Source organism: Sulfurospirillum arcachonense DSM 9755, from assembly GCF_000597725.1.
GTDB lineage: Bacteria > Campylobacterota > Campylobacteria > Campylobacterales > Sulfurospirillaceae > Sulfurospirillum_A > Sulfurospirillum_A arcachonense.
In genome coordinates this window covers 1-14,099 of record NZ_JFBL01000001.1, presented here as the reverse complement: position 1 = coordinate 14,099, position 14,099 = coordinate 1, and the positions used below count along the sequence as shown (strand labels likewise).

The 14,099-nt window shown below is 29.3% G+C and carries 13 protein-coding genes; all 13 read left to right on the top strand.

What is annotated here, in order from left to right; translation table 11 throughout:
- Positions 1–19: 19 nt before the first annotated feature.
- Positions 20–2,524, top strand: a complete 2,505-nt coding sequence (gene hrpB / locus K354_RS0100065; protein ID WP_024953471.1) for an ATP-dependent helicase HrpB — start codon at positions 20–22, stop codon at positions 2,522–2,524.
- Positions 2,525–2,611: 87 nt separating this feature from the next.
- Positions 2,612–2,944: a nitrogen fixation protein NifQ gene (locus tag K354_RS0100060; RefSeq protein ID WP_024953470.1), complete on the top strand. Its 333-nt coding sequence runs from the start codon at positions 2,612–2,614 to the stop codon at positions 2,942–2,944.
- 103 nt (positions 2,945–3,047) lie between these two features.
- On the top strand, positions 3,048–3,830 hold the full coding sequence (locus tag K354_RS0100055; RefSeq protein WP_024953469.1) for a TOBE domain-containing protein: 783 nt from the start codon (positions 3,048–3,050) through the stop codon (positions 3,828–3,830).
- An 8-nt stretch (positions 3,831–3,838) separates the two neighbouring features.
- Complete coding sequence (gene modA / locus K354_RS0100050; RefSeq protein ID WP_024953468.1) at positions 3,839–4,588, top strand: molybdate ABC transporter substrate-binding protein; 750 nt, start codon at positions 3,839–3,841, stop codon at positions 4,586–4,588.
- Positions 4,585–4,980 (top strand): TOBE domain-containing protein, encoded by a 396-nt coding sequence (locus tag K354_RS0100045; protein WP_024953467.1) that lies wholly within the window; start codon positions 4,585–4,587, stop codon positions 4,978–4,980. Before modA ends, K354_RS0100045 begins: the two co-directional genes overlap by 4 nt.
- Entirely contained in the window at positions 4,977–5,678 is a 702-nt protein-coding gene (modB, locus tag K354_RS0100040) for a molybdate ABC transporter permease subunit (protein WP_024953466.1), read from the top strand. The genes K354_RS0100045 and modB overlap by 4 nt, the downstream gene beginning before the upstream one ends.
- On the top strand, positions 5,675–6,526 hold the full coding sequence (locus tag K354_RS0100035; protein ID WP_024953465.1) for an ABC transporter ATP-binding protein: 852 nt from the start codon (positions 5,675–5,677) through the stop codon (positions 6,524–6,526). The genes modB and K354_RS0100035 overlap by 4 nt, the downstream gene beginning before the upstream one ends.
- A 41-nt stretch (positions 6,527–6,567) precedes the next feature.
- Entirely contained in the window at positions 6,568–7,413 is an 846-nt protein-coding gene (gene modD / locus K354_RS0100030; RefSeq protein WP_024953464.1) for a ModD protein, read from the top strand.
- Positions 7,414–7,421: 8 nt separating this feature from the next.
- On the top strand, positions 7,422–8,447 hold the full coding sequence (gene amrS / locus K354_RS0100025; RefSeq protein ID WP_024953463.1) for an AmmeMemoRadiSam system radical SAM enzyme: 1,026 nt from the start codon (positions 7,422–7,424) through the stop codon (positions 8,445–8,447).
- Positions 8,448–8,684: 237 nt separating this feature from the next.
- Positions 8,685–8,903: a cold-shock protein gene (locus K354_RS0100020; RefSeq protein WP_024953462.1), complete on the top strand. Its 219-nt coding sequence runs from the start codon at positions 8,685–8,687 to the stop codon at positions 8,901–8,903.
- A gap of 90 nt (positions 8,904–8,993) precedes the next feature.
- On the top strand, positions 8,994–10,589 hold the full coding sequence (locus tag K354_RS0100015) for an aspartate:alanine exchanger family transporter (protein ID WP_245600544.1): 1,596 nt from the start codon (positions 8,994–8,996) through the stop codon (positions 10,587–10,589).
- A gap of 92 nt (positions 10,590–10,681) precedes the next feature.
- Entirely contained in the window at positions 10,682–12,778 is a 2,097-nt protein-coding gene (locus K354_RS14495) for a transporter substrate-binding domain-containing diguanylate cyclase (RefSeq protein ID WP_024953460.1), read from the top strand.
- A gap of 91 nt (positions 12,779–12,869) precedes the next feature.
- Positions 12,870–14,099 (top strand): cache domain-containing protein (locus tag K354_RS15080; RefSeq protein WP_024953459.1); only part of this gene is annotated, 1,230 nt, incomplete at its 3' end.

Sequence of the window (14,099 nt, the reverse complement as noted above, 5' to 3'; positions counted from 1 at the left end):
GTAAAGGATACAATTGTTTATGCAAAAATTACCTATAAATGAAGTTATACCTGAGATAAAAGAAAAACTAAGAGTAAACACTAAGCTTATTTTACAAGCACCTCCAGGAGCAGGAAAAAGTACGGTAGTGCCTATCTCTTTATTAGATGAGCCTTGGCTTGATAATAAAATTATTATTGTCTTAGAGCCAAGACGTGTTGCTGCACGCCAAGTAGCTATACAGATGGCAAAAAGTTTAGGGGAAAAAGTAGGGCAAAGAGTTGGTTATCAAATCAAAATGGATAAGTGCACTTCAGTACACACAAAGATTTTAGTTCTCACAGAAGCAATACTTGTTAAAAAACTTCAAAATAATCAATCTTTAGAGAATGCAGCCTTAGTAATTTTTGATGAGTTTCATGAGAGAAGTATACATACAGATTTGTCATTAGCTTTATCTTTACAAGTACAAGAGTTACTAAGAGATGATTTAAAGATTTTGATTATGTCTGCTACTTTAAACTCTGAAGCACTTATAAATCTTTTAGGCAATGTTCCAGTAGTTACGTCACAAGGAAAGATTTATGATGTACAAATGAATTATTTAGAATCACATATTTCTCAGCCAACAGTAAAAACTCTCAATACAGTACTTTTACAGACAATCTTAAAAGCTTTAAAAGAAGAGAGTGGTGATATCTTGGTATTTTTAGCAGGGATTAGAGAGATAAAAGCTTTACAAAAAGTTTTAAGTCAAAAGATAGAAGATAAAAAAATGCAAATTCTTCCTTTATATTCTACTTTGTCTAAACAAGATCAAGATAGAGCTATAGAAAAATCAGATAAAAGAAAAATTATTCTCTCAACAAATATTGCTCAAACTTCTTTAACAATAGAAGGGATAAAAATTGTGATTGATTCAGGGCTAGAAAAACTCTCTCGCTATAATTATGCAACTGGTATGAACCATTTAGAACTTAGTTTTATTTCACAAGATTCAGCAACTCAAAGAGCAGGGCGAGCAGGAAGATTATCTTCTGGTAAATGTTATAGGTTATGGCATAAAAATAAAATTTTACAAGAGAGTACAAAACCAGAGATACTAAGAACTGATTTAAGTTCAGTAGTGTTGGATTTAGCTTTATGGGGAGTAGATGAGTTCGATGAACTGTGTTGGTTAGATATACCTGACAAGAAAGTTATAGCTAAGAGTAAAGAAGTACTACAAGAACTTATGATGCTAGATAAATTGTATCAAATTACTCTATTTGGGAAAGATGCTCTATCTTTAGGAATGCATCCTAGATACTCATATATGATACTCAAAGCAAATGAGTTAGGTTATGCTTATGAAGCCTGTCTTTTGGGTGCACTTTTAAATGCAAAAGATATTTTTAAAAATACTTTTAGAGATAGTGACATAAGAACTAGATTTATACATCTTTATGAAAAAGATTTTCAAAGTGAATATATCAATAAATTTGTATCAAAAGAGGTATTAAAAGAAGCGGACTCTTTTTATAAAAAGTTAAAGAGTATAAAAAAAGTAGTCATATCATCAAAAAGTTTTGAAGTTGAAATGATTGGTATTTTATTATTGTTTGCTTATCCTGATAGATTAGCGAAAAAAAGAAGCCAAGGTGATGCGAAATATAAACTGAGTAATGGTAAAGGAGCTACTTTACATGTAGAAGATAGCCTGTTTAGTGAAGAGTATTTAGTGGTGCCAAATCTTAACGCTCATGAGCAAGACTCTTATATAAACCAAGCATGTAGTATAACTTTATATATGGTTGAGAAGTATTTTGATTCATATATTAAAACTCAAGAGAGCATAAAGTATAACAAACAAACTAAAAAGTTAGACATACGTGAAAATAAATGTTTTTTACAATTGCAACTTTCCTCAATATCAAGTACTAAAACTGATAAAAGAGATTTTAAAGACTTGCTTATTAAATTATTAAAAGAAGAAGGATTAGAGCTTCTTACTTGGAGTAAAGAAGCAAAGAGTTTAAGAAATAGGGTAAATTTTTTAAATGCTCATACAAAAACAGATTTAATAGATTTTAGTGATGAGAGTTTGATGGAGACTTTAGACGTTTGGATAGCCCCTTATTTGACAAACATAAAAACAATAAAAGAGTTAGAAACCCTCAATATGTACAATATCTTATTATCACAAATATCATGGGAAAATCAAAAACTTTTAGACAAATTAGTACCTAAGAGTATAAAAGTACCAAGTGGGTCATTTATAAGTATTGATTATTCAAACATTAAAACTCCAATATTCGCAGTGAAAATACAAGAAGTTTTTGGATTAAGGCTCGCTCCAAAAATTCTTAACAACACAATAGCTTTACAAGTTCATCTTCTAAGTCCTGCGCGTTTGCCTATACAAATAACATATGATTTAGAAAGTTTTTGGAAAAATTCTTATGATGAGGTAAGAAAAGAGTTAAGAGGTAAATATAAAAAACACTATTGGCCAGAAAATCCATATGAAGCAATAGCAACTAATAAAACAAAAAAAAATATGTAAAATTATTAGTATTAGCTCTTTTTAAAGGAATATTCTATAATATCTATATTTGAAGTGCTCTAATATTTGTAATTTTATGGAGATATCATGGAAAAAGTGATTGATACAACAGAATTAAATATATTACAAGATAAAGTAACTCTATTTTTGCAACGGTATGCGAAAGATGAAAAAGCTTTACATGAAGTAGCTCCCCGTCTTGCAGAAGTTTCTTTAGAAATGAATCATCTTTATGAAGACTTAGGTTTAAAAAGTCGCGAACAGATGAGAGGATATATGCAAAAACATTTTCCAATCTTACATAAAAGAAAACCTAAAAATATGCTATGGAAAAAATTTATATTTGAATCTATAGGTGAAAGTGTTCCTTGTTGTTCAAGCTGCGAAAATCAAGATAATTGTTGGGCTTGTAGACTTTAAAATATTCCTTTACTTATAAAATCTATTTTCTAATTTCATTATATCTTAAGATATATAACGCTATATTTCGTTATGTTTTTAAAAATACAACGAAGGAAAATACTTGGAAATATCATCTAATCTGACCTTAGAATTAGCAAATACACCATTTTTACTTGAAAAAAGAATTAACCTCCTTCATGCAATAGATAAAGTTGGCTCAATCTCTAAAGCGGCTAAAGTAGTTCCTATGAGTTATAAAAGTGCATGGGAAGCAGTAGATGCTATGAACAACCTTTCTCCTACTCCAATTGTAGAGAAAGAGACAGGCGGTGCGGGAGGAGGTGGTACAAAACTTACTTCTTATGGAAAAAATCTCTTAAAGACATATGAAATTATTGAAATAGAACAAAAAAGATTTTTAGAAAAATTAACCTTGTTAACTGACATGGATAATGGAACTATGAAAACAATAAGGAGACTCTCAATGCATATAAGTGCAAGAAATCAACTATTTGGAAAAATAGGTGATATAAAAAGAGCAAAAGTAAATGCAGAAGTGAGTGTGGTACTTAAGAGTGGAGTAGTATTGGTTTCAAATATTACTAATAGTGCTGTGGAAGAGCTTGGTTTGGAAGTTGGTAACGGTGTGGTTGCTATTATCAAAGCATCTTCTGTTATTTTAACAACAGTTTTAGATTTACAAACAAGTGCTCGCAATAAGCTTGTTGGTGTAGTTACAAATGTAAAAAAAGGAGAGGTCAATTCACAAGTGAGTGTAGATGTTGGAGATACAGATGTTGTTGTGGCAACTATTACAACAGGATCAGTTGAATCTTTAAATTTAGAAGTTGGCACAAAAGTTTGTACAATGATAAAATCAAGTAGTATAATCATAGGAAAATAGGAGAAGATATGTTTAAAAAGATAGTATTAGGACTTTTAGTATTGAGTAGTTTTGCTTTAGCTGAAGTTATTAATATAGCAGTTGCAGCAAATGTAAGCTATGCGATACCTCAGTTAAAAAAAGAGTTTAACAAGGCATATCCAGAAACGGAAGTAAGAGTTACTTTAGGTAGTAGTGGAAAACTTACGGCTCAAATAAAAAATGGTGCCCCTTATGGACTTTTTATGGCAGCAAACATGAAGTATCCAAAAGCTTTACATGTAGATAAAATTGCTATTACAAAACCAGTAATTTACGCACAAGGTTCCCTAGCAATGTTAAGTAATAAAAAACAAGACTTTACTAAAGGTATAGAACTTGCAAAAGAAGCAAGTATAAATAAAATAGCAATTGCAAATCCTAAAACAGCACCATATGGAAAGGCAGCTGTTGAGGCATTTAAAAATGCAAAAATATATGATAGTACAAAAGATAAACTTGTTTACGCAGAGTCTATTTCTCAAACAGTAGCTTATACTATAACCGCAACTGATCTTGGTTTTATAGCAAAGTCATCTTTATATAGCCCAAAAATGGCCAAGTTTAAAAAAAATATAAATTGGGTAGATGTTAATCCAAAACTCTATACACCGATTAATCAAGGCATAGTTATTTTGAAAAATGGTGAAAATACTAAAGGAGTAAAAGATTTTTATGACTTTATATTGGGACAAAAAGCTAGAAAAATCTTTGAATCTTATGGATATTTAGTGCCATGAATGAGCATATAGCAACAGTTGTAGATATACAAAATAATGAAAGTTTAAATATAGTAGAGTTTGAAATTTCAAATCAATCACTTTTTATGATGAGTTTAGAATTGGGAAAAGTTAAAATTGATTCAAAAGTTAAACTAGCTGTAAAATCTACAAGTGTTGCTATAGCAAAAAACTTTTCAGGCCAGATAAGCTTTTCAAATCAATTAAAAGCAAAAATAACTGACATATCAAAAGGGAAGCTTTTATCTAATATAAAAACTTTATCAAATGACATAAGTTTAGAAAGTATTCTTACAACGCAAAATGTAGATGCGATGGATTTACATGTAGGTGATGAAGTAACAGTATTTATAAGAGCAAGTGAACTTTCTATAAAAGAGGTTTTAGTGTGATTGAAATTTTACAAAACTTGGAGTTTGGACCATTTTTATTATCTTTTAAATTAGCGGGGATTACTACTGTGATTTTATTTTTTGTTTCTTTACCATTGGCTTGGTTTTTATCACAAACTAAATCAAAAATGAAACCATATTTAGAAGCCATAAGTGCCCTTCCTATAGTTCTTCCTCCCTCAGTTCTTGGTTTTTATATTTTGTGGGCTTTATCGCATAATTCGCCTATAGGTGCTTTTTTTGATGAGTATTTTGGTATAAAATTAGTTTTTAATTTTACAGGCTTGGTTATTGCTAGTTGTTTTTACTCTTTGCCATTTATGGTACAACCACTTCAAAGTGGGTTTGAGAGTATAAATAAAAACATGATTGAAGCTTCTTATGTAAGTGGAAAAAATAAAATACAAACTTTATTAAGAGTTGCATTACCAAATATAAAACCATCTCTTTTAACAGCAATTATTGTTACTTTTGCACATACTGTTGGGGAGTTTGGAGTAGTTTTAATGGTAGGTGGTAGTATTCCAAAAGAGACAAAGGTTGCTTCAGTTGCTATTTATGAGTTTGTTGAAATATTAGATTATACGAGTGCACATGTTTATAGTGCAATCATGGTTATTATAAGTTTTATAGTACTTTTAAGTGTATATGTTTTTAACCACAGATTTAATAAAAAACTCACTGGAATTGACAAATGATAAATATTGATATAAAGAAAAGACTTCATGGTAGCAATGGTACTATGGATTTGATGGTTGATTTACAGATAGAAAAAAATGATTTTGTTGCTTTAGCTGGAGTAAGTGGAAGTGGTAAGACAACTTTACTTAGAATTTTAGCAGGACTTGAAACTGCAGATGGTGAAATACATATTGATGGTGAAGCTTGGCTTGATGAGAATCATTGTTTAGTGCCACAAAAAAGAAAAATAGGTTTTGTATTTCAAGATTATGCACTTTTCCCTAATATGAGTATAGAAGATAATTTGCTTTTTGTGAATAAAGATAAAGAGTTAGCCAAATACCTTTTAGAACTTACAGAACTTACAGAACTTGGAAAAAGATATCCTAATAGTTTAAGTGGTGGACAAAAGCAAAGAGTGAGTTTGTGTAGAGCGATGATGAACAGACCAAAACTTCTTCTTATGGATGAGCCTTTATCTGCTCTTGATCCAGCTATGAGAATAAAACTTCAAAATGAAATTTTACTTTTGCATAAAGAGTTTAATACTACAACTATTATGGTAAGTCATGATCCAAGTGAAATATATAGACTTGCAAATCGGGTAATTGTTTTAAAAGAAGGTTTGATATTAAATGACGGAAATCCTCGGGAAATTCTTTTAAAAACAAATGGCTCTCAAAAGTTTTCTTTTGAAGGGGAAATTTTAAATATTATTAAAGTTGATGTGATATATATAGCTATCATCTCTATTGGACAACAAATTGTTGAAATAGTTATATCAGAAGAGGAATCACACCATTTAAAAATTGGAGACACAGTCAATGTTGGTACAAAAGCTTTTTCTCCTATTATAAGTAAATAGTTTATTATTTTATGTAAAAAGAAATTATATAAGGAAAAATATTGTTTAATTTAACTGATATAGAATTAATGGAATATATAAAAGAGGATATTCCATATTTTGATTTGACTACATATACTCAAAATTGTAGTGATAAAAAAGCTCGATTGGAAATATATACTAGAGAAGATACTTTAGTCTCTTGTTCTGAAGAATCTGCAAGGATTGCTAAACTTCTTGGTTGTAAAGTTGAAACATGTGTATCTTCAAAAACTTTGGCAAAAAAAGGAGATGTTTTACTTTCATTTAGTGGAGACTATGAAAAAGTTCATCAAGCATGGAGGTCATCACAAGTTATTTTAGAGTATAGTTGTAAGATGGCAAATTATGCCTATGAAATGAAAAAAATAATGCTCAAATCAAATCCAAATATTGAACTTTTAGCAACACGTAAAACTTTTCCTTTTGCAAAAAGGTTTTGTATAAAATCTATTATGAATGGTGGAGCAATGCCGCATCGTTTAGGATTAAGTGAAACTATACTGTTTTTTCCTAATCATAGATTGGTATATAAAAGTGATGAAGTTTTTTATGATGAAGTAAAAAAGATAAAAGCAAAAACACCAGAAAAAAAGGTTGTAGTAGAATCAGAAAGTTTAGAAGACTCTATCTCTTTAATGCAAGTGGGTGTTGATGTTATTCAGCTTGATAAAGTGAGTGTAGAGCTTTTAGAAAAAGTTATAAAGTACAAAAATAAACATTTTGTACATGTAAAGATATTAGTAGCTGGTGGAGTAAATATAAAAAATGCAGATAAATATGCCAAAAGTGGCGTAGATGGAATAGTCACTAGTGCTATTTATTTTAATGGCATGACTGACATTGGATGCAAAATGAGCATAATATAGGAATAAATATGACTCAAGAAGCATGGTTGAGCAAAAGATTGAGTGATGGACAAGTTTTATGTCAAGCGTGTGCGCATGCTTGTAAACTTCAAGAAGGGGAGTATGGGATTTGTGGTGTGCGTCAAGTTCAAAAGGGAGAATTACAACTTTTAGTGTATGAACTGGTTAGTGCTGCTCATATTGATCCCATAGAAAAAAAACCAATGTTTCATTTTCTTCCAACGAGTAAAGCATTTTCAGTTGGAACTATTGGTTGTAATTTTTCGTGCCTATTTTGTCAAAATCACAGTATCTCTCAATATCCAAAAGAAAATAGTCATAAGATAGTTGGACAAAAGCTTACATGTAAAGAAATTGTTGCCCTTGCAATTGAGCATCAATGCCAATCTATTGCCTATACGTACAATGAACCTATTGTATTTTTTGAGTATACCTATGAGACTGCAAAACTAGCACATGAGAGTGGATTAAAAAATATTTATGTAACAAGTGGTTTTGAAACTCGTAAAGCCATAGATTTACTCGCTCCATTTTTAGATGGAATGAATATAGATATAAAAAGTTTTTCTGATGAGTTTTATAGAAAAATTTGTGGAGCAAGATTGAAACCTGTTTTAGAAGCTGTAAAGTATGCATATCAAAAAAGAATTTGGATAGAGATAACAACACTTTTGATTCCAGATAAAAATGATTCTGATGAAGAGATTCGTAGTATTGCAAAATTTATAGCTAGTGTAGATACTTCTATACCCTGGCATCTTTCAGCATTTCATCCCACATATAAAATGCTTGATACTCCAAATACACCAAAAGCAACATTAAGAAGAGCATATAAAATAGCACAAGAAGAGGGATTAAAATATGTTTATGTAGGAAATATTGATGATGAGGATTATGAATCTACGTATTGTCCTCGTTGTAAAGAAAAAGTTATAAAAAGAGAAGGACACATTGGACAATATGTAACAAATAAACTTAATGAAAAAGGAATTTGTTGCTATTGTGGATATAAAATAGAAGGTGTCTGGACATAAAAAAGAGTAGAAAAGTGCGTATATTAGGGAAAAGTGCACATAAATTGAAAAAAAAAGCAATATTTGGTGCAAAATTAATTTTTTTCAGGTATAATTGTTACCTTGAAAAGTGATTTAAAGTTTTCTATTTAATCAGTTTTTATTTGTTGACTTTAGTGAGCAGTAAAACCGTGACAAAAAACTTCATTTTATATTTTAAAAAAAGCTCATTTAGAGAATAAACAAAAAGGAATTGCAATGGCAGATTTAGTAAATGGATCAGTAAAATGGTTTAACAGTGAAAAAGGTTTTGGATTTATCCAACCAGATGATGGTGGAAAAGATGTATTCGTTCATTTTCGTCAAGTAAATAACTCAGGATACGGACGTGTATCTTTAGAAGAAGGCCAAAAAGTTACTTATACTGTTGGTGAAGGCCAAAAAGGTCCTCAAGCAGAAAACGTTACTGCTTTATAATAACGCAACGAGCGAAATATTTTCGCTCGTTACCCCTTTCTCACATAAATCCCCAAAATTGTAGTATAATTCGCCTAAATTAAAATATTAATGGCATATCTTATGATTCACAATGAAATTTTCTATCTTTTTTCCATAATCTCTATAGGTTATATTCTTGGTAATATAAAAATAAAAGGTTTTTCTCTTGATATTACTGCTATGCTCATAGTTGCACTTGTAGCTGGACATTTTGGTATGGTGATATCCGATGAGTTTAAATTTTTTGGTTTAGCTATTTTTATTTATGCCGTTGGTTTACAATCAGGTCCTGGTTTTTTTGAAACTATTAAAAAAAATGGTGTAAGATTAAATTTATTGGCAATACTTTTAGTTTCGCTTATCTTTATAGTGATTTTAGTTGTTGGTATGTATATGAAATTACCTACTGGAACAATAGAAGGTATTTTTGCAGGCTCATTAACAAGCGTACCTGCTTTAGCTTCTGCATTGGAAGTAGAAAATGATCCTTCAATTTCTGTTATATTTGGGTTAGTCTATCCTTTTTGTATTGTTGTTACTGTTTTATTTATTCGTATTTTACCTATTCTTTTTAGAGTGGATTTAAATAAAGAGATAGAACTATATGAAGTAAATCAAAGAGCAAAATATCCAGATGTTTTTACTAAAAATTATAAAATTACAAATGATAACTTTAAAAATTCAGATATTAAAAAATCTCAAATTGAAGATATGACAGGTGCTATTATTGAAAGAATTGAGCTACATGAAAACAATGAAAATATAGATGAAAATCCTATTCTTAATATTCATGATATTTTAAGAGCTTCAGGAACTGCTACTGAGTTAAAAAAACTAGAGATAATTTTAGGTGAAGAGATAAAAGAATCAGTTGAGTTTCATGATGATATGAAAGTGTATAGATTATTGGTTGCATCACCAAAAATAGTTGGTAAAAAAATAGCTCAATTAACTCAATTACAATCACTTCGTACTGTGATTACAAAAGTAAGACGCTCAGGCATAGATATCACGCCATATCCTGGATTGACATTAAGATTAGGAGATAAACTTTATGTGGTTGCTCCACAAGAATATGGTCAAAGAGTGACAAAAATCATAGGAAATGATTTACTTAAATACCCAGCAGCAGATTTTTTACCCATCTCACTAGGTATTGTTTTAGGTATATTATTAGGGAGTATTCCTTTTACTTTTCCAGGTATTGGTAGTATTAAACTGAGTTTTGTTGGAGGGATTTTACTTACAGCTATTATTCTAGGTAGATTAGGACGAATTGGACCTATTGTTTGGCAGTTATCACCTCATTCAACAAGTATGATGAAAACACTGGGGCAGTTAATATTTATGGCTACAATTGGAACAAATGCAGGTAAGTATCTTGTTGAAGCAATCTCCTTAAATGGATTTATCCCAGTTTATATAGCACTAGGTGGGCTAATATTACCAATTTTAATAGTGACAGTTATATGTAGAGTGTTTTTAAAGATGAATTTTATAAATATATTAGGATTACTTTCTGGTGCTATGGTATCGACTCCAACATTAAGCATGATAAACAATACAACAAAGACTGAGTATTCATCTATAGCTTATGCAGCTGTTTACCCTATGTCTTTAGTGTTGATGATACTTTTTGCACAACTTGGTATGAAAATATTTTAAATCATAATTATTATAAATAAAATAAGGGTATTTAAGAATAAGAAGTAGTGGATTATGATAATATTATCTCTATAAAAATTTATGGAGATATAATGAGAATTTTTTTATTTCTTTTATTATTACTCAGTATATCTTTAAATGCTACTATATTAAACTTAACTGATGAAGAAAAAAATTATATTGGTCAAAAGCATATTCTTAAAGTTTCAAATGAATTAGATTGGTATCCTTATGATTTTAATCAACAAGAAAAAGCAAAAGGGTATGCTGTTGATTATTTTAAACTTTTAGCAACTAAAATTGGTTTAGATGTTGTATTTGTTACTGATAACTGGAAAAGTTTAAATAAAAAGTTTATAACAGGTACATTAGATGTTTTATATCCTGCGAGAAAAACTCAAGAAAGAGAAAAAATAGCACTTTTCAGTGATGAGTTTTTAAAAATGCGTCTCTCACTGATTACACAAAGCAAAGAAAAAAAGATTAAATCTTTAAATGATATGGATGGTAAGATTTTAGCAGTGATTAAAGGTTGGTCAAGTGCAGAATTGATAAAAAAGAAATATAAACGTATTATATTTTTAGAGTTTAGTACTTCAAAAGAAGCATTAGAAGCAGTAGCTTTTGGTTTAGCAGATGCTACAATTGAAGATTTTTTTACTGCAAATTATATTATAAAAAAGCAGATGCTTTCTAATCTTCATATTGCTTCAAAAATAACTATTGATGGTGGTGAGAGTTATAGTTTACATCTAATGTTTCAAAAAAACAATCAAATTTTACAAACACTTTTTAATAAAGCAATAAGTAGTGTAACAGAAGAAGAGTTGTTGAAAATAAAAAATAAATGGTTAGGTTCATCTGCTAATATAAAGAGCATAATCATTAGTTCAGAAGAAAAAAAATATTTACAAAATAAAAAAATTATAAATATGTGTATTGATCCTAATTGGATGCCTTTAGAAAAAAATAAAAATGGGCAACATATTGGGATGTCTAGTGAGTATATCAATCTTATAGAAGAAAAAATCAATATACCAATAAAGCTTATTAATACAAAGAGTTGGTCAGAGTCTCTTTCTTTTGCGCAAAAAAGAAAATGTGATATTTTATCATTAGCAATGCAAACACCTCAAAGAAAATCGTATATGAATTTTACAAAACCATATCTTAATATACCACTTGTTTTAGTCTCTAAAGTGGATAAAATTTTTTATCCAGAGTTAAATACAATTAAAGGAGAATCAATTGGTATCGTATCAGGGTATGGGTATAGAAATTTTTTTAGAGTAAAATACCCAAATATAAATTTAGTAGAAGTAGAGAGTATAAAAGATGGATTGGATAGAGTAGAGAAAGAAGAGCTTTTTGGATTTATTGATACATTACCTACTGTTGCATATCAAATACAAAGTGATTATTTTGGTTCTTTAAAAATAATAGGTAAATTTGATGAAAAATGGGAATTAGGAATAGCTATAAGAAATGATGCTCCATTATTATTGAGTGTTTTTGAAAAAGCTATTAGTTCTATTGATGAAGAAAAGCACCAACAAATATTAAACAAATGGATTCCTCTTAACTATACTGTTAAAGCAGAGTTTAAATATTTGAGAGAATTATTTTATTTTATTTGTGCAATTATTATATTTATTATTTACAGACATTATCAGCTTCTTTTATATAATAAACAACTAAAAAAACTTTCATTTATTGATAAATTAACCGGTATATATAATCGCTCAAAATTAGATGACATGATGCTTTATGAAAAAAAGCTTTTTGATAGATTTCAAAGGCCTCTTAGTATTATTTTATTTGATATTGATGATTTTAAAAAAGTAAATGATAAATTTGGACATCAAATAGGTGATAAAATTTTACAAGAAATATCACAAATTATACTTGATAACAAAAGAAAAACAGATGTTTTTGGTAGATGGGGTGGAGAAGAATTTTTGCTCATATGTCATGAAACAGATATCAAGGGTGCAGTTGAATTAGCTGAAAAATTTAGAAAAGCAATTTTTGCATATACATTTACAGAGGCAAAATTATTGAGTGCAAGTTTTGGTGTTGCAGAATTTAAAAAAGGTGATAGTATAGAAAAAGTTTTTACTAAAGTAGATGGCGAATTATATAAAGCAAAGAAAAAAGGGAAAAATTTAGTTTTTTACTATGAAGATTAAAACTATTCAATAATATTCGCGTCATTTTTGTCAATTTTAAGATATAATATTTACATAGCAATTGTGCTAAATACCATATGGAGGGTGAATAATGAAAATATCTACACGTATTAGCATATCATTAATTATTTCATTGTTAATTGTAGGCGGGGTACTGATTGGTTTAGCTAATCATAGTATGAATAAAGAACAAAATATTATATTAAGTGAATTTGAAGATAATATGTATATGTCCAGAAAAACAGAGTTAAAGAATGAAATAGAAATAGTAAAAGGTATTGTTCAAGCTCAGTATAGTGCTCTTAAAAAAGAGGGTAAAGATGATAAAGAAATAAAATATACTATTAAAGAGACATTAAGAGGTTTGAAATTTTTTAAAGATAAAAGCGGTTATGTTTTTATTTATGAACATGATGGTACAAATGTACTTTTCCCTATAAAACCTCAGTTAGAAGGGAAAAATTTAAACCAAATTAAAGATAAAAATGGTGTTTTTGTTATCCAAGATTTAATAAAAGCAGCCAAAAATGGTGGTGGTATAGTTGCTTATTTATGGCCAAAGAAAAAAGATGCTGTTCCAGAACAAAAATTTAGTTATGCAACTAATTTTGAACCGTATAATTGGATGATTGGAACAGGAGTATATGTTGATAATGTTCACAGAGAAATTACTGTTATAAGAGATAGAGTTAATAAAACTATTGTTGAAGAGATAGCTTTTTTTATACTTGTAGCGTTAGGGCTTATAGTTATGAATATTTTAGTAAATATGTTTCTTATTAAAAAAGTAGTCTCAACCCCACTAAACAATCTTATAGATAGAACAAATGATCTTTCAAGTGGAGATGGAGATTTAACAAAAAAATTAGAAATTATAGGACGTGATGAAATAGCACAAGCGAGTGAAGGAACAAACGCCTTCATAGAAAAAGTAAGAATACTTATAGCAGATGCAAAAAACCTATCAAATGAGAACTCTTCTATAGCACATGAACTCTCAACAACATCACTTCAAGTAGGAAAACTCTTAGAAGAGTCAACTGATGTAGTAAATACTACAACAAAACAAGCAGATACTATAAAAAATGAGATGGGATCAAGTATAGATGAAGCAAAAACATCTAAAGAAGATTTGATTCAAGCAAATGTATTTCTAAAAGAAGCAAACCAAGCAATCCTTGATTTGACAGAAGAAATAAAAGTAAGTGCAGCAACAGAAATAGAATTAGCAGTAAAAATACAACAACTTAGCCAAGATACAGAACAAGTAAAAGATGTTCTTCAAGTAATAGGAGATATTGCAGATCAAACAAACCTTCTT